General features: G+C 71.9%; 17 protein-coding genes. 10 read left to right on the forward strand and 7 right to left on the reverse strand.

Annotated features, from left to right (window positions below; all coding sequences use genetic code 11):
- Nucleotides 1-131: 131 nt before the first annotated feature.
- The gene (locus SROS_RS42335; RefSeq protein WP_012895131.1) at nucleotides 132-740 is read left to right on the forward strand and encodes a TetR/AcrR family transcriptional regulator; all 609 of its coding nucleotides are present in this window, start codon (nucleotides 132-134) and stop codon (nucleotides 738-740) included.
- Between the two features lie 305 nt (nucleotides 741-1,045).
- On the opposite strand, the gene SROS_RS42340 is transcribed toward SROS_RS42335, so the two are convergent.
- Nucleotides 1,046-2,041, reverse strand: a complete 996-nt coding sequence (locus SROS_RS42340) for an NAD-dependent epimerase/dehydratase family protein (RefSeq protein WP_012895132.1) — start codon at nucleotides 2,039-2,041, stop codon at nucleotides 1,046-1,048.
- A 101-nt stretch (nucleotides 2,042-2,142) separates the two neighbouring features.
- The gene (locus tag SROS_RS42345) at nucleotides 2,143-2,742 is read right to left on the reverse strand and encodes a hypothetical protein (RefSeq protein WP_086012442.1); all 600 of its coding nucleotides are present in this window, start codon (nucleotides 2,740-2,742) and stop codon (nucleotides 2,143-2,145) included.
- A gap of 271 nt (nucleotides 2,743-3,013) precedes the next feature.
- Here SROS_RS42345 and SROS_RS42350 point away from each other — a divergent pair, with 271 nt between their 5' ends.
- The 5 genes from SROS_RS42350 to SROS_RS42370 all read left to right on the forward strand — a co-directional run bounded on the left by SROS_RS42350 (nucleotide 3,014) and on the right by SROS_RS42370 (nucleotide 6,937).
- Nucleotides 3,014-3,634, forward strand: a complete 621-nt coding sequence (locus SROS_RS42350; RefSeq protein ID WP_012895134.1) for a pentapeptide repeat-containing protein — start codon at nucleotides 3,014-3,016, stop codon at nucleotides 3,632-3,634.
- 181 nt (nucleotides 3,635-3,815) lie between these two features.
- On the forward strand, nucleotides 3,816-4,355 hold the full coding sequence (locus tag SROS_RS42355) for a DUF4262 domain-containing protein (RefSeq protein WP_012895135.1): 540 nt from the start codon (nucleotides 3,816-3,818) through the stop codon (nucleotides 4,353-4,355).
- Between the two features lie 101 nt (nucleotides 4,356-4,456).
- Nucleotides 4,457-4,741: a hypothetical protein gene (locus SROS_RS42360; RefSeq protein WP_012895136.1), complete on the forward strand. Its 285-nt coding sequence runs from the start codon at nucleotides 4,457-4,459 to the stop codon at nucleotides 4,739-4,741.
- A gap of 191 nt (nucleotides 4,742-4,932) precedes the next feature.
- Nucleotides 4,933-5,841, forward strand: coding sequence for a hypothetical protein (locus SROS_RS42365; protein ID WP_012895137.1), 909 nt, complete (start codon nucleotides 4,933-4,935; stop codon nucleotides 5,839-5,841).
- 31 nt (nucleotides 5,842-5,872) lie between these two features.
- Complete coding sequence (locus SROS_RS42370; RefSeq protein WP_043654103.1) at nucleotides 5,873-6,937, forward strand: cobalamin-independent methionine synthase II family protein; 1,065 nt, start codon at nucleotides 5,873-5,875, stop codon at nucleotides 6,935-6,937.
- A gap of 65 nt (nucleotides 6,938-7,002) precedes the next feature.
- Here the strand turns inward: SROS_RS42370 and SROS_RS42375 are convergent, their stop codons facing one another.
- The 3 genes from SROS_RS42375 to SROS_RS42385 form a co-directional block, all read right to left on the reverse strand.
- Nucleotides 7,003-7,563, reverse strand: a complete 561-nt coding sequence (locus SROS_RS42375) for a carboxymuconolactone decarboxylase family protein (protein ID WP_012895139.1) — start codon at nucleotides 7,561-7,563, stop codon at nucleotides 7,003-7,005.
- Nucleotides 7,564-7,780: 217 nt separating this feature from the next.
- Nucleotides 7,781-9,259: an FAD-dependent monooxygenase gene (locus tag SROS_RS42380; protein WP_012895140.1), complete on the reverse strand. Its 1,479-nt coding sequence runs from the start codon at nucleotides 9,257-9,259 to the stop codon at nucleotides 7,781-7,783.
- A 10-nt stretch (nucleotides 9,260-9,269) separates the two neighbouring features.
- Nucleotides 9,270-10,715 carry an MFS transporter gene (locus SROS_RS42385; RefSeq protein WP_012895141.1) on the reverse strand — a complete coding sequence of 482 codons (1,446 nt, stop codon included), beginning with the start codon at nucleotides 10,713-10,715 and terminating at the stop codon, nucleotides 9,270-9,272.
- Nucleotides 10,716-10,819: 104 nt separating this feature from the next.
- On the opposite strand from SROS_RS42385, the gene SROS_RS42390 reads away from it, so the two are divergent.
- The 4 genes from SROS_RS42390 to SROS_RS42405 all read left to right on the forward strand — a co-directional run bounded on the left by SROS_RS42390 (nucleotide 10,820) and on the right by SROS_RS42405 (nucleotide 14,510).
- The gene (locus SROS_RS42390) at nucleotides 10,820-11,155 is read left to right on the forward strand and encodes an ArsR/SmtB family transcription factor (RefSeq protein WP_012895142.1); all 336 of its coding nucleotides are present in this window, start codon (nucleotides 10,820-10,822) and stop codon (nucleotides 11,153-11,155) included.
- Nucleotides 11,156-11,274: 119 nt separating this feature from the next.
- Complete coding sequence (locus SROS_RS42395; RefSeq protein ID WP_012895143.1) at nucleotides 11,275-11,826, forward strand: RNA polymerase sigma factor; 552 nt, start codon at nucleotides 11,275-11,277, stop codon at nucleotides 11,824-11,826.
- The gene (locus tag SROS_RS42400) at nucleotides 11,826-12,734 is read left to right on the forward strand and encodes a hypothetical protein (protein ID WP_012895144.1); all 909 of its coding nucleotides are present in this window, start codon (nucleotides 11,826-11,828) and stop codon (nucleotides 12,732-12,734) included. The genes SROS_RS42395 and SROS_RS42400 overlap by 1 nt, the downstream gene beginning before the upstream one ends.
- Before the next feature lie 369 nt (nucleotides 12,735-13,103).
- Complete coding sequence (locus SROS_RS42405; protein ID WP_012895145.1) at nucleotides 13,104-14,510, forward strand: hypothetical protein; 1,407 nt, start codon at nucleotides 13,104-13,106, stop codon at nucleotides 14,508-14,510.
- Here the strand turns inward: SROS_RS42405 and SROS_RS42410 are convergent.
- Both SROS_RS42410 and SROS_RS42415 read right to left on the reverse strand, forming a co-directional pair.
- Nucleotides 14,443-16,356: a sensor histidine kinase gene (locus SROS_RS42410; RefSeq protein ID WP_012895146.1), complete on the reverse strand. Its 1,914-nt coding sequence runs from the start codon at nucleotides 16,354-16,356 to the stop codon at nucleotides 14,443-14,445. The genes SROS_RS42405 and SROS_RS42410 overlap by 68 nt on opposite strands.
- A gap of 60 nt (nucleotides 16,357-16,416) precedes the next feature.
- Nucleotides 16,417-17,703, reverse strand: a complete 1,287-nt coding sequence (locus SROS_RS42415) for an amidohydrolase family protein (RefSeq protein WP_012895147.1) — start codon at nucleotides 17,701-17,703, stop codon at nucleotides 16,417-16,419.
- Nucleotides 17,704-17,737 lie beyond the last annotated feature (34 nt).

Raw genomic sequence — 17,737 nt, forward strand, 5'->3', positions numbered from 1 at the left:
TTTCGTCTTGTTCGCGTTCCTTGCCTGGCATGGACGGTACAGAAGATTTGGGCATTTGCGCAATGCATATGCGCAAGACGCTTGTACTAGAGTTGGGTGACGCGTCAGGCGGGCGAAGTAGCATCCCTGGCATGGGAAATCGTGAGGATCTGCTCGCCGGTGCCAGGCGCTGCCTGGAGGAGAAGGGGTGGGCGCGGACGACCGTCCGCGACATCTCGGCCGCTTCCGGAGGGGTCAGCATGGCGGCCATCGGCTACCACTTCGGCTCCCGAGAGGCACTGCTGAACGCGGCGCTCATCCAGGCGATCGACGAATGGGGCACCGAGACCGGGCGCACGCTGGCCGCCTACGGTGACCCCGGCTCCTCTCCGGCGGAGCAGTACGAGGCCATGTGGTCGCAGATGATCGAGTCGTTCACCGCGCACCGGAAGCTCTGGCTCGCCAGCGTCGAGGCGCTCCTGCAGGCCGAGCACTCCTCCGAGCTGCGGGAATATCTGGCCGGTTCCCAGAAGGAGGGACGCAGCGGGCTGGCGGCGATACTACGGGGCGTCCCGGAGGACGAGCTCCCGGACTCCACCGTGCGCACCCTCGGCTCGGTACAGCTGGCGCTGCTCTCCGGCGTGATGGTGCAGTGGCTGACCGACCCCGGGCGGTCGCCGTCGGGGCCCGAGGTGCTGGAGGGACTGCGGGCCATCGTGGCGACCATCGGACCGGCCGGAGAGCAACCGCCCGGGGAATAACCGACCTGCGAGCGGGATTCGCGCGGGGAGAAGAAGCGGGCCGCCGAGACCCGGAACCTTCCGGCCCGGAGGCCCGGAGGCCCGTCTCAGGGCCCCGCTCCGAAGGCCTGTCTCAAGGACCCGTTCCGGAAGGTCCGTGTCAGGGACCCGTTCCGGAAGGCCTGTCTCAAGGCCCCGTTCCGGAAGGCCCGTGTCAGGGACCCGTTCCGGAAGGCCTGTCTCAAGGACCCGTTCCGGAAGGTCCGTGTCAGAGAGATCCGTTCCGGAAGGTCCGTGTCAGAGAGATCCGTTCCGGAAGGTCAGTGTCAGGCGGACCTTTCGAGCACCTGCCTCTCCTTGGCGGGGTCGAGCCCGACCTGAGGTCTGTCGGATCGGAGCCGCGGGTCGCCCTCGGCCTGGAGCCAGGCCCAGGTGTCGGCGATCGTCTCCTGGACCGGGCGGCAGGTGAGACCCGCGCCGTAGGCGGCCGAGACGTCCCCGTTGTGCATGCCGCCGTACTCGGCGTCGTCCGGCAGCCAGATCGGCAGCTCCACCCACGGGCTGACACCCGCCTCCTCGATCACCTCCGGAGCGGTCCAGATCAGCTCGGCGTCCGATCCGATCACCTTCACCGCCGCTCCGAGCAGCTCACCCATGGTGGTGTGCCCCGGGCGGCTGACGGCGTTGAACGCGCCGCCGAGACCGCGCTCGGCCGCGGCGAGCATCCACGCCGCCAGGTCTCTGGCGTCGATCAACTGGAGCGGCCGGGCGGGGTCGCCGGGCGCCAGGACCTGCCCGCCGCGCTGGATGCGCCGCAGCCACCACGGCAGCCGCCCTATGTTCTCGTAGGGGCCGAGAACCAGTCCGGCGCGGGCGAACAGGGCCCGGTCACCGAACGCCCGCAGGACGGCGAGCTCGCTTCCGCGCTTGGCGACGGCGTAGTCCTCGGCCTTGCCGTCGTCCGGATCGCCGTCGACCGTCGGGGCGTGCTCGTCGGCGCCGAACGGCATCGGCCACCGGTAGACCGACCTGCTGGACACGTAGCCGTAGTGACCGGCCCGATCGGCGAGCAGCCCGCACGAGTCGCCGATCACGCGCGGCGCCCCGCTCCAGGTGTCGACGACCGCGTCCCACTCCCCGTCGCCGAGGGCCCGGCGCAGCGCCTCGGGGTCGGTCCGGTCCGCGATGACCGCGTTCACCCCCGGCGCGGCGGGCCCGCTCGTCCCCCGGTTGAGCGTGGTGACCTCGTCACCCCGTGCCAGCGCCGTCTCGACGACGGCCCGCCCCACGAAATGCGTTCCACCCATTACAAGAAGCCTCATATCGGCCATCCTGGTTCCGGCGGGGCCATCGGCGTCCCGGATTCACCAGGGGCGTAGCCGCTTTCGCCGGGAGCGTAGCCGTACGGTCATGGCCGGTGAGGTCAGCGGGTGCTGGGGACGGTGATCTCCCTCTCCTTGAAGTCGTAGCCGCTCCTGGCGGCGTTCTGCTTCAGTGCGTCGAAGGCGTCCTTGCCGGCTTCGAGGTCGGCTTCGGTGGCCGTGCCGTTCCTCAGCTTGCCGGTGAGTTCGGAGAAGCTGTCGCTGACCGCCTGGACGCCCTTGCACAACGTCGGATTGGCCGTGGCGAAGCGCTTGGCGACTTTCAGCTCGTGGAGGGCGAAGGCGCCTGCCACGGCCGCCTTCACGAAAGTGCGCTTGCGCTTGTCCGCTCCGGCGTTGAAGCCGCCGCTCCGCAGCGGCTTGTAGATGTAGCGGTAGAACGCCCCCAGCGCGAGGCCCGCGTGCAACGCGAAGCGCGTCTTGGCGAACCGCCTGGCGTTGCCCGTGGCCGGGCATTCCTCGCCGCTCTCCGGGACGGCGCCCGCCGCCGGTGGAGCGCCCGTGGCCCCGGGACGCGCGGGCACCGCGGCCTGGGACGTCGCCGGAGCGGTCTGCCCGGCGTCCCCGCAACCGCCGACCAGCGTGACCGCCAGCATGACCGCCACCGGGACGGCGGCCCACCGAGCTCTCCGTACAGCCATCTCTTCCCCCATGGAACTTTCAGGGCACCACGACCTGCTCCCCTCACCGTTCCCCCCGTAGTCGCACTGACACACTCGGTGACGATCAAAGGTCCGGTCCGGATGGGCGGGCTACGGGCTCTCCCCGGAGACGGGGAGAGGCATCACCAGTGACCGGGGGGCACTACCGTGACAAGTCCGGCTCGCCGCCCCGGACACGACGGGAACCACTCCCGGCGGGAGGGGACGCGAGGCGGCGACCTCCATTCCGGCACGGAAGGCATGATGAGTGATGGCTGAGCGCAAGTACGGCGAGCCTGCGCCCGAGACCCACACGACCATCCGGTCCGCGGACTGGGACAGCGAGGACCTGTCCGGCCAGAAGCACGAACGGGTCGCCTTCGTCAACGTGGACATGACCGAGACGTCGAGCCGGGGCGCGGTCTTCCACGAGTGCACCTTCAGCGGGGTCCGGTTCAACGCGTCGGTGCATTCCGACACCGCGTTCACGAACTGCACCTTCAAGCGGTGCACGTTCTTCGACGCCGCCTTCACCGGCTGCAAGTTCGTCGGCAGCGTGTTCGACGACTGCACCTTCGACCTTCTCAAGGTCGAGGGCGGTGACTGGTCGTTCGTCGGGCTTCCGGGGGCCGACCTGCACAGCGCCTCCTTCCGTGACGTACGGATGCGCGAGGCCGACCTCACCGGTGCGCGCGGCGCGGGGGTCACGCTGCGGGGGGTCGACCTGTCGGGCGCCACTCTCCACCGTGCCGACCTCTCCCGCGGCGATCTGCGAGGGAGCGACCTGTCCTCCCTGGACCCCTTCACCGTCAAGCTGAAGGACGCGGTCATCGACATCCCGCAGGCCGTCACAATCGCCACCCTTCTGGGCCTGCAGGTGCGCTCCGACTGAGCCGTCCGGGACCCCGCGCCTTCCGGCGGCGACCGGCGGCCCGACGGCGACCGGCGTCACCCGGCGACCGGCGACCGGCGACCGGCATCCGGCATTCGGAACGCGTCATCACAGTGGGAGAGCGGCCTTCGGCGCCGGGCCCGGCGGTCTCGCCCGCACCCGTGCCACTACGCTCGATACCATGTTCGACCAGCCTGTATGCCACTGTCTCCTTTGCGTCGAGCGCGACGTGGAACTCGACGAGGCCGACCTCAGCACGATGCGGCACGTCCGGGAACGCGGCTGGGGAATCATCTTGATCCCGGAGGACGAGGACGGGCCCGGCTGGGCGTTCACCGTCGGCCTGTGGCACACCTTCCGCTCGCCCGAGGCGGCGATGTTCGGGCTCCGGGTCGAGGTGATGAAGAACTGCCTGAACACCCTGGCCGACGGGGTCGCCGCCGGTCGCCATCTCGTCGCCGACCAGGCGCGGGACGACGTCATCAGGAACTACTCCGTCGTCACGAAGGCCGTGGACACGAGCTGGTACCGATCGCTGTTCGGCATGGCGCTGCACTTCTACCAGGAGCCTCCGCTGCCCTTCATGGAGGTCGTCTGGCCCGACGCCGGCGGCCGATACCCCTGGGACCCCGGCGCGACGCCGAAGCTGCGTGAGCTCCAGCCGTCGCTGTGGATCCCCAAGGACGACCACGCCCCGGGCCCCTGGACGAAACTTCCGTGAAGCCCGTCCGGGCCGCCCCCGGCGGGGAATCCGCCCTCGCGCCGGAGCGTGCCGGAGGATACTGTCGGCACCGGGTTTGCCGATGATCCGGAAGAGGAACCATGGCGGCGGAGTTCGAGCTCGGCGACTACATCCTGGTGCAGGACGGCAAGACTTTCGAGATCTTCCGCCGGATGTCGTCGGAGAGCATCCGATACCACGTGGCGTTTCTCGGGGTGGACGTGAAGCCGCGTGGCGACGAGTTCAGGGTCCGCCTCGGTGCCAGGAACGGCGACGACCAGATCCTCGGCGGGGTACGGCTGAGCATGGACCCGGAGCAGTTCGCGCGTTTCCGCGAGTTCATGGCTCTGGCGATCGCGGCGCGCGACCGCACGGACGCCGCCTAGCCTGGGCCGTTCAACCCCGCCCGCCGCCGGCTTCGGCGTGCGCGGGCTGGGCACCGGACGGCCTGGCCACGTCCGGCGAATCCCCATGGCCGGCGCGGCCGGCGTCCCGGGGGCACCCGGCAGGTGTCCGCCGCGTGCCACATGACAGCCTGTCTCGGTCGCTTCACACCAACACAGGACAAAAGCCAGTAATGAATGATCAAGACAGAGCCGACGAGAGCAGCGTCATCGACCTGCTGCAGCGCATCGGCTCGGTGGTGCTCCCGGTGGGCATCTCGCTCTACGCCCTGCTCTATCTCGGCATGCAGCAGGTGTACGGAGTCTTCAACGTCAGCCCCGAGCAGGCGGGCATCGACCAGGCGACCATGTTCGGCCGCCTCGTCGGGTGCCTGGTCCTGATGGTCCTGGCGGGCACGCTGGTCCTGGGCGCGCTGGTGGCGGTCGGCTGGCTGGCGGACAGGGCCACCCGGGGCCTGCTGGTCAGGCTGGCCCGTGCCGTACGGGAACGGCCCTGGGCGGCGGCCGTCATCGGCGCGGTGTGGTGCGGCGGGACGTACTGGGGTTTCCTCGGCTACCTCGATCTCGACGACGGCGCCGGCCTCGCCTCGATCGTGCTGGTGGCGACCGTCATCGGGGTCGTCTCCTTCCTCGTGCCGTTCCGGCTGCTGCGGCGCCGTCCGACGGGCCGGGCCGGGATGAAGATCGTGATCGCCGCGTTCACCGGCATGGGTCTCGGCTTCGCGCTGATCGGGCGGATGGAGGCGGACGCGACGAGGCTCGCCGCCACCGGGCAGAGCAGTTTCGTGCTGAGCCTGGTCGGCTTCCAGGACCAGTGGGTGCTCGCCACCCATCCGGGCACCGGCAAGCCCATGCGCGGAGGCGTGCCCCTGCTGCTGCTCGGCGAGCGCGAGGGGACCTACGCCTTCTACGACTGCGTCAGGCAGGAGACCTTCCGCCGTCCGATGGGCTCGACCGCGCTCCAGCAGATGGTGCTGGAGCCCGATCACGACGAGGGCTTCACCTGCGCCTCGCTCGTTCCCGCCGAGTCCACCTCCGCGAAACCCGGTTCCGGAGAGCGTTCCATATCCGTAAGTGATTGATAAGACACAGATCGTTATCTACGATCCCCGCATGGGCATCCCTACCGAACCGATCGGCAGCATCCCCCGTCCCCCCGCGCTGCTGGCCGCGCTGACCGACCACACCGCAGGCCGGATCAGCGACGCCGAGCTGGCCGCGCGGCAGGCCGAAGCCGTCGCCGACACCATCACGCGACTGGAGCAGCTCGGCTGCCCGGTCCTCGTCGACGGCGAGCAGTCCAAACCCAGCTTCGTCACCTATCCGATCACCGGGCTGGAGGGCCTCAGTCCCGACGGGGCGGTCATTCCGTTCGCCGACGGGCACACCCGGCAGTTGCCGCACCTGACCTCCGGCCCGTTCCGCTACCGCGTCCACGCCGCGGAGTATCTGAAGGAAGCCTGGCGCCACACCCGCCTGCCGGTCAAGCAGGCGGTCATCGCCCCGTCGGCGCTGAGCCTGCTCTATCCGGCCGCCGGCATCGCCGACTACCCCCGCAAGGTCTTCCTGGACGATCTGATCGCCGAGGCCGAGGCCGACATCCGCGGCTGCCTGGACGCGGGCGCGCACGCCGTACAGCTGGACTTCACCGAGGGACGGCTGTCGCTCAAGCTCGATCCCAGCGGCGGGCTGCTGGAAGACTTCATCACCCTCAACAACCAGGTGCTGGAGCGCTTCAGCACGGCCGAGCGTGCCCGGATCGGCGTGCACACCTGCCCCGGCGGCGACCAGGACTCCACCCACAGCGCCGACGTCGACTACGCCGGCCTGCTGCCCCAGCTCCTCCGGCTGCAGGCCGGCAACTTCTACGTCCAGCTGGCCGGCGAGCCCGACCCGGCCCGGGTGCTGGACATCATCGGCGCCCACCTGCGCCCCGAAACCAGGGTCTTCATCGGGGTGACCGATCCGATCGACCCCCAGGTGGAGACCCCCGAGCAGGTGCGTGACCGGGTGCTGCAGGCGGCCCGCCACATCCCGGTCGAGCGGCTGGGCACCTGCGACGACTGCGGGTTCTCCCCGTTCGCCGACGACACCTCCACCTCCCGCGAGGTCGCCTTCGCCAAGATCGCCGCCCGGATACGGGGGACCGCGCTCGCCGCCGAGGCTCTGGGCGTCTGACGCGCCGGGTTCTTCCGCCCCTGTCCCGCCTTCCGTGAGGGAGGGCGGGACAGGGAACGGGCGCCTCAGCCCCGGGGCTCCGCGACGGGCGAGGTGGTCGTGTAGCCGTACGCGATGACCCGGTCGGCCGCCGTCGCGTAGTCCGCCGGGTCCTCGGGCGCGAACGTGGCCAGGCCGTCGACGTAGCGGTTGAACATGCAGAACGCCGCCGCGATCAGCACCGTGTCATGGATCTCCACGTCCGTCGCGCCCTCCGCCCGGGCCGCGGCGATGTGATGGTCGCCGACCTGCCGGCCGCCCTGCTGGACCGCGGCCGCGATGCCCAGCAGGGCCTTCAGTTTGGCCGAGACGGGCGCGCCGTCCGGATCGGCGCGCACCTGCTCCACCAGCGCCATTCCCTCCGACAGCTGCGCGGCGGCGAAGGCCGCATGTGAGGAGGTGCAGAACCGGCACTCGTTCAGTCCCGACACGTACGTCGCGATCAGTTCGCGCTCCCCGCGCGACAGGGTGCTCTCCCCGCGGAGCAGCACCTCGGCCAGATCGTTCAGCGGGCCGGCCGTCTCCGGGCGGAACCTCAGCAGTCCGCGGATCCCCGGCTCGTCGGTGTTCAACGTGATGTGTGGCATGAACGCTCCTTTATGACCATGACGGAGGAGAAGTGTCCTTGCGGCCTCAATGGAAGATCCATTCGGCAGTCACTCACGATCGCCGAGCCGTCGTCCGCCGTCAACGGTCAATTCCGCCGCGCCTCCCACCGCCACGCATCGGAGCGTTCCACCGCCGCACAGCAGCGCCTTCCGCCACCGCGCATCGGCGAGCAGCCGGGGCCGGCCCCGGCACGGCTCAGCCCGGCTCGCCGAACCAGCGGCGGAGCGCGGCCCGGAGTGTGGCGGCGTCACCGGGGAGGCACCAGGCGACGTAGCCGTCGGGCCGGATGAGCCGCGGCTCGCACTGCGCCGCCCGTACGGTGTCCACCCGGCCGGCCCACTCCGCCGCAACGTCTGCCGGCCGCTCGCCGCCGTCCGGGCCCGCACCGTCCGCGCCTCCGTCCGGGGGGCACAGGAACAGGGGTCTGCCCGCGCGGAGCAGTTCCACCAGGGTGATGGCGCCGTCGGCGGTCTTGAGCTCGGTGTCCGGGGCGAGCCGGCCGGCGCCGGGGTGGCCGACGTCGTAGGCCGTGGCGGTACCGCTGATCATGGCGCTGAGGTGGTCGTTGACCTGGTCCAGCCGCATGAGCTCGGCGAACAGCTCCCGCAGGGGATCGACCCCGGGGTCGGGGTCGGCCAGGGCGGTCTGCGCGCGGACGTTCCACAGGACCCGCGCCGCCACCGGGTGCCGCTCGCCGTGGTAGGTGTCGAGCAGCCCGTCCGGAGCCCACCCCCGCACCTGGGCGGCGAGCTTCCAGCCCAGGTTCATGGCGTCCTCCATCCCGGTGTTGAGCCCCTGCCCTCCCCAGGGGAAGTGCACGTGGGCGGCGTCCCCGGCGACGAGCACGCGCCCCCGGCGGTAGGTCTCGGCCTGGAGCGCGGCGTCACCGTACCGGGTCAGGCCGCGCGGTCCGGCCATCCGGACCGGGTGGCCGGCGATGTGCTCGACCACGCTCCGCAGCTCCTCCAGGGACACCGGCGCCTCCCGGTCGGCGTGCGGGCCGCGGAAGTCGTAGGTGCTGATCCGGCTGTGGCCGTGTGTGCCGCCGCCCCAGACCAGGAGCCAGCCACGCGGGGTGCGGTGCCAGCCGCCGGGGAGGGGGTCCAGCAGCCGGACGTCGCCCATCAGCGCGGCGACGCCCGCCGGGGTGCCGGTGAACGGGATGCCCGCCAGCTTGCGCACGGCGCTGCGGGCGCCGTCGGCGCCGACGACGTAGCGGGCGGTCAGCTCGTACGGCCCGGCGGGGCCCTCCACGGTCAGCGTGACGTGGTCGGCGTCCTGGGTGAGGCCGGTGACCTCGTGCCCCCGCCGGATCTCCGCGCCCAGGCCGGTGGCACGGTCGGCGAACACCTGCTCGGCCCACGCCTGCGGGCTGCCGACGATGCTGGGCCCCTCTCCGGCCGCCGGCCCGAGGTCCAGCTCGAACATGCCGGAGAAGTGGAAGCGCACGCCGCCGTAGGAGGACTGTCCCACCGCGTCGAGCAGGCCCCGGCGGTTCAGGCTCTGGGCGGTCCTGGCGTGCAGCGTGCCGGCCTTGGACTCCCCCGTCGGGGTGGGGAGGCGCTCCAGGACCAGCGGCCGGACACCCTGGAGGGCGAGCTCGGCCGCGAGCAGCATACCGACCGGGCCGCCCCCGGCCACCACGACGTCGAAGCTCGGAACGTCGGAACTCATGGGGATCTCCTCAGGCGTCCACGCGCGCGGGCCGGGGCTCTGCCGCCTCGCGGCGCTGGAAGGTCAGGGCCAGGAAGGCGCTCAGCAGGATACCCGCGGCGGCGACGTAGATCGCGGCCCGCAGTCCGCCGGTGATCTCGCCGAGCAGGGCCTCGCCCGCCAGGCCGGTGACGTCCCGGCCGGCGACCGCGACGAGCACGGCCAGGCCGAGCGCGGTCCCGACCTGCAGGGCGGTGGACGCCACGCCGGAGGCGACCCCCTGCTCTCCGGCGGCGACCCCGGAGGCGGCGGCGATCCACATTCCGGTCCAGGTCAGGCCCTGACCGAGCCCCATGACGACGATGCCGGGCAGCACGTTCCAGTAGGAGCCGCCCGCGCTCATGCCCGTGGCGAGCAGGGCGGTGCCGGCGGCGCCGGCGACGATGCCGGTGAGCAGGGTCAGGCGCATCCCGGTCCGGGTGGCCATCCGCTCGCCGATCTGGGTGCCGGCGGCGATCATGAGGGACGGCACGAGGAAGGCCGCCCCTGTCACGAGCGGGCTGTAGCCGTGGACGCTCTGGAAGTAGAGGGTCAGGAAGTACGGCAGGGCGTTGAACGTGGCCCCGAAGATCAGGGTGATGGCCATCGATCCGCTCAGGCTGCGGTTGCCCAGCAGGCGCAGCGGCATGAGGGGGTCACGGCTACGGGCCTCGATGACGAGGAAGGCCGCCAGCAGCACGGCTGCGAGGGCGAAGCCCGCCAGGATGACCGGCGAGGTCCAGCCGGACTCGGGGCCCTGGATGAGCGCGAAGGCCAGCAGGGTGACCCCGGCGGTGACGGTCACCGCGCCGGGCAGGTCGAAGCTGCGGCCCCGCTGCCGCGCGCCGTCGGCGGGGATGAGCGTGTAGGCGAGCAGCGCGGCGCCTCCGGCGAGCGGGACGTTGACGTAGAAGACCGCCTCCCAGCCGAAGGAGTCGGTCAGCACCCCGCCCAGCAGCGCCCCCAGGGACAGCCCGCTGGCCCCGGCGCCGCTCCAGATCGCCAGCGCCCGGTTCCGTTCGGGGCCTTCGGCGAAGAGGGTGTTGACCAGCGACAGGGTGGCGGGGAAGAGCAGCGCCCCGCCGAGCCCCTGCACCGCGCGGGCGGCGACCAGCAGGCCGGAGCTCTCGGCGAGCCCGCCGACCAGCGAGGAGACCGCGTACAGCAGCAGGGCCGTGACGAACAGACGCCGGCGTCCCAGCAGGTCGGCCGCCCGTCCGCCGAGCAGCAGGAAGCCTCCGTAGGTGACCGCGTACACGCTGGTCACCCACTGCAGGGTGTGGGCGGAGAAGCCGAGGTCCCGGCCGATCTCGGGGAGGGCGACGAAGACGATGTTGAAGTCGAGCGAGGTGATGAGCTGGGCGAAGGCCAGCAGGGCCAGGGTCCGGCCGACATGGCGGCGCCGGGTGAGCGGCTGGGACGGGGAGGGAGACGGCATGACCACCTTCATATTGTTCGAGAAACACGAACAGTTGAACTGTTCGGAATAGTCGTACAAAACGGGTCGCGCCGTCAAGTTCGACTCTTCCGTACAATCGCCCTATGACAGTCCTTCACCCGTCCATCGAGCAGTTCCAGCTCGAAGCGGTGCTGGCCGCGCTCGGCCACCCGGTCCGGGCGTCGATCGTGCGGGCCCTGTCCTCCGGCGAGGAGAGGTTCTGCGGCGCGATAGTCCCCGACGTGCCCAAATCGACCCTCACCCACCATTGGCGGGTGCTGCGAGAGAGCGGCGTCATCCGGCAGCGCCCCTCGGGCCGCAAGCTCTACATCACCCTCCGCCGCGACGACCTCGACACCCGCTTCCCCGGCCTCCTCGACCTGCTCCTGTCCGACGAGGCCTTCGGCAGGACGGCCTGGCACGCCGCCTCCAGCGGCTGAGCGCCCGCCACCGTCCCGACAGCCGGCGAAAAAACGCGAGACAGCCAGAGAAAAGGGGTGAAACAGAAGCGCGGGTCCGGACAGGTGTAGGTGACGAGTCCCCTTCGAAAGGGAGCAGTGTGGGCCCCCCTGATCCCGAGCAGCGCTTCGAGAAGATCTACGACGCGCACTACCCCGATCTCCTCGCCTACGTACGGCGGCGCACCGGCTCCCCCGACGACGCGGCGGACGCGATCGCCGAGACGTTCACCACGGCCTGGCGCCGGGTGGAGGACATCCCCGAGGGGCACGACGCCCGGCTCTGGCTGTACGGCGTCGCCCGGCGGGTCCTGGCCAACAAACGCCGGGAGGAGACCCGCCGCACCGCGCTGGCCGTACGGCTCCGCGCCGAGCTGACCGTCTGGGCCGAGAACCTCGCGGAAGAGGACCCCGACGGGGTCCGCCGTGCCTTCATGCGGCTGAGCCCCGACGACCGCGAGCTGCTCGCCCTGGTGAGCTGGGAGGGCCTGACCAGCGAGGAGATCGCGAAGGTGCTGGGCTGCTCGCGCGGCGCCGTACGCCTGCGGCTGCACCGGGCCCGCAAACGGCTCGCCAGGGAGCTGGACTCGCGGGGATTCGACATGGCCAGGTACGGCTCGCGCGCGATCGCGCTGGCGAAGGGGGAGCTGTGATGAACGACATCGACCGCGTCGTCGCGGGGATCGCCCCCGACCCCGGACCGGGCATGACCCCCGGCGCCAGGGAGCTGTTCGACGAGATCACCACGGCCCCGGCCGTCGCTCCCGCCCCGGGACGCTCCCGATGGTCCGTCCCCGGGCTGATCGCCCGTCGGCTCACGGCGACCGTCCCGCGCCGGCGGTTCGCCGTGCCGGCCATCGCCGGGCTCGCCGCCGCGGCCGTGATCCTGAGCTGGGTGCTCCCCGGCGGCTACGGCACCGCCCCGGCCGCCGCCGCCCTCGACATCAAGCGGGAGGGCAACTACTACGTCATCACGGTGAAGGACCTCTACGCCGCCCCGAAGCTGTACGAACGCGAGCTCAACGCCCGCGGCCTCGACATCAGGCTCCAGCTCGAACCGACGTCTCCGAGCATGGCCGGCCAGATGTTCGTGATGAACGGGGGGATCGAGGACCTGCGGCAGGGGCGGGTGGTGCCCCAACAGGACTCCATCAGGACCATCGAGGCGCCGGGTTCCTGTGTCCGCTTCGCGGGCTGCCCGATCGGCCTGAAAGTCCCGGTGGCCTTCAAGGCGAGAGGGGAAATCTTCCTCGGCCGTGCCGCCCGTCCCGGCGAGTACTACACGATGCCGCCCGGCATCGACATGCCCGGTGAGCCGCTCCACTGCGTCGACTACATCAACAAGACCGTCGACGAGGTGCGGGCGATGCTGCGGCAACGCGGCGTGGAGCCGGAGTTCACCCACTACGGCGCCAGGAAGGGCGAGAAGCCCTCGGTGCCGGGCGGCTGGTACGTCCACGACGGCGTGATGAGCGCGGCGGGCAAGGCCCGCGTTCTGGCCAGCCCCACGACGGACGGCGCCCCCCGGCCCAGGGACGCCTTCTGCCCCAAGGGGTCCTGAACCCGGGCGGCGGGGGTTCTCGCCTCCGGGCCGCGCTCCGGCCGGGCACGCCCGCCATCCGGTGAGCGCGTCCAGGTCCTCCGCCTGACGGCACGCGTTCCGCAGGTCCTCCGCCTGACGGCACGCGTCCCGGCTCCGGTGCGCTCCGCCACCCGTACTCCCCCGGCCTTTCCCGCCCGCACGACCTGAGCGGCCGCCTCTCACCCGCCACGAGCCCCCAGCATGGCGAACGGGGAGTCCCGGCCGCCAGGTGCCGCCCCCGCACGCCACGCGTTCTCCTCCGCGTGCGCGCTTTCCCCACCGTGCCGCGTGTTCTCCTCCGCATGCGCCGGTTCATCCACGACCTCCCCCACGACGATCGGATCCGGCGTGCTCACAGACGTCCGTCCCGCGGCGGTCCCCCGGACCCGCCGCGCGCTCACCGGCCACCGCCTCTTCGCGGTGGTCCTCGCGCTGGCCGCGGCCCTCCGCGTGGTCACGATGCTGGGCTACCGCCCCGCCCAGCTCTACTGGTACGACTCCTTCACCTACCTCGACACCGCCGTCCACCTCAGGCCCTCGGCCACCTTCCACCCGATCGGCTACCCGCTCCTGCTGAGGGTCCTGTGGCCCTTCCAGAGCGTGGAGGTGATCGCGGCCGTCCAGCACGCGATGGGCCTCGGGACCGGCCTGATGATCTACGCCCTGCTCCGCCGCAGGTCGCTGCCCGCCTGGGGTGCGGCCCTGGCCGCCGTGCCCGTCCTGTTCGACGCCTCGTTCCTCCGGCTCGAACACGCCGTCCTGTCGGACACGCAGGTCGTCTTCCTCGTCGTCGCCGGGCTCACCACCCTGATGTGGTCGCCGGGGCTGTCGGCACGGGCCGCCACGGGGGCGGGCCTGCTGTTCGCGACGGCCGCGCTCACCCGGACGATCGCGCTGCCCCTGCTCATCCTGGTCCTGGTCCTGCTGGCCGTACGGCGGGTCGGATGGCGCCCCCTGGCGGCCATGGCGATCGCCGGGATCCTGCCGCTGGCCGCCTACGCGGGGTGGTACGGCCACCACCACGGCAGGTTCGCCCTCAGCGGCGCCGACGGGGTGGCGCTGTGGGCACGCACGATGACCTTCGCCGACTGCTCGGTCATCGAGCCGCCGCCGGAGGAGGCGAGGCTCTGCCCCAACGGGACGGTCGTGGACGCGGCCTCGGAATACGTCTGGGCCCCCGGGGCCTCGCTCAACAGGCTCCCCGGCGACCGGTTCTCCCACAACGGGCTCGCCCGCTCCTTCGCGCTGCGCGCCATCGCGGCCCAGCCGCTCGACTACCTCCGCGAGGTGGCGAAGGACACCTCGCTCGCCTTCGCCTGGACCCCGGTGGCCCATCCCAGGCGGGTCACCCCGGCCTTCGGCTTCGCGCGGGGATCCTGGGACCTGCCCGACCAGCCGCTGATCGACGAGGTGAGGCGGGAGTACGACCCGGACATCCGCGGCCTGTATTCGGTCCGGCCGTACGCGGACCTCCTGGTCGCCTACCAGTACCCGGCGTACCTGCGCGGCCCGCTGCTCGGCGCGATCCTGCTGGTGGGGGCGGTGGGCGCGGTGCTGCGGCGGCGTGCCGTGCTGCTGCCGTGGGCGGTCGCGGCGGCGCTGCTGGCCGGCCCGGTGGCGGTGCTGGACTTCGACCACCGGTATGTCCTGCCGGTGGTCCCGGTCGCCTGCCTGGCCGCCGCGCTGGCTATTCGAGAGCTCGCATCGCCGACGCCCCCTCCGGCTCGGGCTCGGCGAGCACGGTCTGCGGGATGAGCACGACCGCCGTGGTGCCTCCGAAGGGCGAGCGGCCCAGCGTGACCTTGACGCCGTGACGGGCGGCGAGCTGGCTCACCACGAACAGGCCGAGCTGCTCGCTGTCGGCCACGTCGAACTCCGGCGGGGTGGCGAGACGCTCGTTGATCTCCTCGCACTCCACGTCCTGCAGGCCGAGGCCCCGGTCCTCGATCTCGATCACGAAGCCCCGCCCGACGATCTCCCCCCGGACGTTCACCGGGGTGTTCGGCGGCGAGAAGACGGTCGCGTTCTCCAGCAGCTCGGCGAGCAGGTGGGTGACGTCGGCGGTGGCGGAGCCGGTCAGCCTGGCCTCCGGCAGGGGAGTGACGATGATCCGCCGGTAGTCCTCGACCTCGGCCACGGCCGCGCGGACCACGTCCATGAGGGAGACGGGGGTGCGCCAGGTGCGGCCGGCCGTGGCGCCGGAGAGGATGACCAGGCCCTCCGACTGCCGCCGCATGCGGGTGGTGAGGTGGTCGAGCCGGTAGAGGTCCTCCAGCGCTCCCGGCTCGCTGGTCTTGCGCTGCATGGCGTCGAGCTGGGCGAGCTGGCGGTGGACCAGCGACTGGTTGCGCCGGGCCAGGTTGCGGAAGACCCGGTTGAACCCCTGCCGGAGCCGGGCCTCGCCGACGGCGGCCTCGACGGCCGTGCGCTGCACGCTGGAGAACGCCCGGCCGACGTCGGTGATCTCCATAGTGGTGCCGGTCGTGGGGATGGGCGGCGCCTCGGCCTCCACGTCCACGGACTCGCCCTTGCGGAGCCTCTCGACGACCTGCGGCAGCCGTATCTCGGCCAGGTCCATGGCCGCCAGGCGCAGGTCGCCCAGCTCCTGCGCGAGCCCCCGGCCGAGCCTGGCGGACAGGATCACCGCGCCCAGGATCGCGGCGAGGCCGAGGCCGCCCGCGATGACGATCTGCATGATGATCCAGCCCGCCGCGCCGTCGGCGCGGTCGTTCAGCAGCTTGGCCCGCGTGACCAGGAGCTGGTCCATCTCGTCGCCGACCTCGGCGGCGGCGGACTGCCAGGCGTTCCGGTCCCGGGGGAGCCGCGAGGTCTCGATGATCTCCTTTTCGAGCTCGGCGACCCTCCCGTGGCGGGGGGAGCTGAGAAGCGCCTCGAAGGGACCGCGCAGCTCGCCGTCCAGCACCGCCATGCCCTCGCTGAACAGCAGCCACCGGTTCGGCGCGATCACCTCGATCGCCTCGTACTCGTCGTGGGTCAGCGCGCCGGCGAGGGCCGCGCTGGAGATCAGCGAGTCCTCCCTGGCCATGAGGTCGCGCGCGTGGGCGATCCGCTGGAGCCCGATGGCCTGCTGGTAGAGCTCGATCTCCGGCACGGTGATGAGCTTCTCCTGGAGCCGGTAGACCGCGTCGGTGATGCGGCTGAACGCCTGGACGGCCTGGAGCCGGTTGGCCGTGCGCCCGTCGACGTCCCTGCGGATGGAGCGCAGCCTGCCTATCTCGCCGATGACCCGGTTGACCGCCTCGCCCAGTTCCGGGCTGGTGATCGTCCTGGCCTCCAGCGAGGTGGCGCGCAGGCGGAAGGCGGCGGCCGCCTTGTTGGTCAGCTCTCGGACCTGGGCCAGCTCCTCGGGCTGGGAGGTGGCCTTGCTCAGCGCGACGGCCGAGAGCTTGCGCTCGTTCTGCACCTCGGTGGCCAGCGCGCCGGCGGGCGCCGATATCTGCTCATACAGCGCGGTGGCCTGACGCAGCTCGAAGAAGTCCCCGACGACGTAGCCGGTGACGAACGTCCACAGCGCGACGAACGCCACGATCGGGAGGCTGAGGAGCGCGTACAGCTTGAAGCGAATGGTCCGGGGTGCCATGACTCCATGCCTGCAGTATCGATGGCTGCAATATCGACAAATAGCGCGAAAGATCGGAGATTAACACCCAACGGCAGCCGCTGTCTGGTGATCCCACATCATCTCGCCTCCGATGACCGTCGCGACGCACCGCCCCTCCCCCTCCTCGACCAGGACCCGGTACGGCTCCCGCCCCACGGAGACGTCGAAGACCGCGAAGTCGGCCGGGCCGCCGGGGGCCAGCCCGCCGTCGATCCCCAGGGCACGGGCCCCGCCGAGCGTCGCGGCCTCCACCAGCCGCCGGTCCAGGTCGGCGGCCCGGTAGCCCTGCCGTACCGCCAGATCGCGCAGCACCGCCACGTCCGCCAGCACGTCCAGCGACGGCGAGGAGGACAGCGAGTCGGTGCCGACCGCGATGGGGTTGCCCTCGGCGAGCAGCGCGGCCACGTCCGGCCCCTCCATGCCGACCGTCCGGTTGGAGCGGGGGCAGAGCGCGACGGCGGTGCCGCGCGCGCGGAGCAGGGCGCGGTCGTCGGCGTCGAGGTGGACGCCGTGCGCGACATGGCACTCCGGCCCGAGCACGCCCAGCCCGTCCAGGAACGCGGTGGGCCCGAGGCCGGTGCCGCCATCGCGCAGGATGGCGAAGTCGAACTCCAGCTCCCTGACCATCCGGGCCAGCGGCCCGGTGCCCGAGACCGTGTACTCCCGCTCGTGCGCGCCCTCGGCGAGGTGGATGTGCCGGCGCAGCCCCCGGGAGCGGGCCAGCTCCGCCACGTCCCTCAGTGCCCCGGTGTCGAGGGTGTACGGCGCGTGCGGGGAGACCCCCGTCGGCGGCCCCGCCGCGTCGAGCATGGCGAGGAACCGCTCCCGCCCCGACTCCGCCCAGCTCGCGTCGGTGTCGCCGAGGGTCTCCAGGTACGGCAGGCCGCCCAGGCCCGCCTCCCGCAGCGCCCCGGCCGCCGGGAGGTCGGTGACGACGTCGGCGGCCGAGGTGGTCCCCGACCGCAGCGCCTGCCGGGCACCGTCTCGGGCGCTGGCCGCCCAGTCGATCGTGGAGCCGTAGTAGACCTGGTCGAAGGCCGTGGACCACTCCTCGAACGAGGCGTGGACGCGCTGCCCCACCTCGGCCATGTGCGTGTACTGCAGGTGGGTGTGGGCGTTGACCAGCCCGGCGACGATCATCCCGTCCCAGCGGGTCTCCCCCCGGCCCGGCCACGCGGCCAGGATCTCCGCGCGCGGGCCGAGCGCGGCGACGCGGCCCCGCCGTACGACCAGGGCGCCGTCACGGACGGGAGGCGCGCTGACCGGCAGGATCAGCGGCGCGGAGTGGATCACGGCGTCCGCCCCCCGGAAACCCCGGCCGGTCACGGCGTCCACCCCCTCTGGAAACCCCGGCCGGTCA

The sequence above is a fragment of the Streptosporangium roseum DSM 43021 genome (genome assembly GCF_000024865.1).
GTDB lineage: Bacteria > Actinomycetota > Actinomycetes > Streptosporangiales > Streptosporangiaceae > Streptosporangium > Streptosporangium roseum.

What these genes read in the sequence shown, in the direction of transcription:
- SROS_RS42335 (WP_012895131.1), top strand. Translation starts at nt 132, where the DNA reads ATGGGAAATCGTGAGGATCTGCTCGCCGGTGCCAGGCGCTGCCTGGAG.
- SROS_RS42340 (WP_012895132.1), bottom strand. Translation starts at nt 2,041, where the DNA reads ATGAGGCTTCTTGTAATGGGTGGAACGCATTTCGTGGGGCGGGCCGTC.
- SROS_RS42345 (WP_086012442.1), bottom strand. Translation starts at nt 2,742, where the DNA reads ATGGCTGTACGGAGAGCTCGGTGGGCCGCCGTCCCGGTGGCGGTCATG.
- SROS_RS42350 (WP_012895134.1), top strand. Translation starts at nt 3,014, where the DNA reads ATGGCTGAGCGCAAGTACGGCGAGCCTGCGCCCGAGACCCACACGACC.
- SROS_RS42355 (WP_012895135.1), top strand. Translation starts at nt 3,816, where the DNA reads ATGTTCGACCAGCCTGTATGCCACTGTCTCCTTTGCGTCGAGCGCGAC.
- SROS_RS42360 (WP_012895136.1), top strand. Translation starts at nt 4,457, where the DNA reads ATGGCGGCGGAGTTCGAGCTCGGCGACTACATCCTGGTGCAGGACGGC.
- SROS_RS42365 (WP_012895137.1), top strand. Translation starts at nt 4,933, where the DNA reads ATGAATGATCAAGACAGAGCCGACGAGAGCAGCGTCATCGACCTGCTG.
- SROS_RS42370 (WP_043654103.1), top strand. Translation starts at nt 5,873, where the DNA reads ATGGGCATCCCTACCGAACCGATCGGCAGCATCCCCCGTCCCCCCGCG.
- SROS_RS42375 (WP_012895139.1), bottom strand. Translation starts at nt 7,563, where the DNA reads ATGCCACACATCACGTTGAACACCGACGAGCCGGGGATCCGCGGACTG.
- SROS_RS42380 (WP_012895140.1), bottom strand. Translation starts at nt 9,259, where the DNA reads ATGAGTTCCGACGTTCCGAGCTTCGACGTCGTGGTGGCCGGGGGCGGC.
- SROS_RS42385 (WP_012895141.1), bottom strand. Translation starts at nt 10,715, where the DNA reads ATGCCGTCTCCCTCCCCGTCCCAGCCGCTCACCCGGCGCCGCCATGTC.
- SROS_RS42390 (WP_012895142.1), top strand. Translation starts at nt 10,820, where the DNA reads ATGACAGTCCTTCACCCGTCCATCGAGCAGTTCCAGCTCGAAGCGGTG.
- SROS_RS42400 (WP_012895144.1), top strand. Translation starts at nt 11,826, where the DNA reads ATGAACGACATCGACCGCGTCGTCGCGGGGATCGCCCCCGACCCCGGA.
- SROS_RS42410 (WP_012895146.1), bottom strand. Translation starts at nt 16,356, where the DNA reads ATGGCACCCCGGACCATTCGCTTCAAGCTGTACGCGCTCCTCAGCCTC.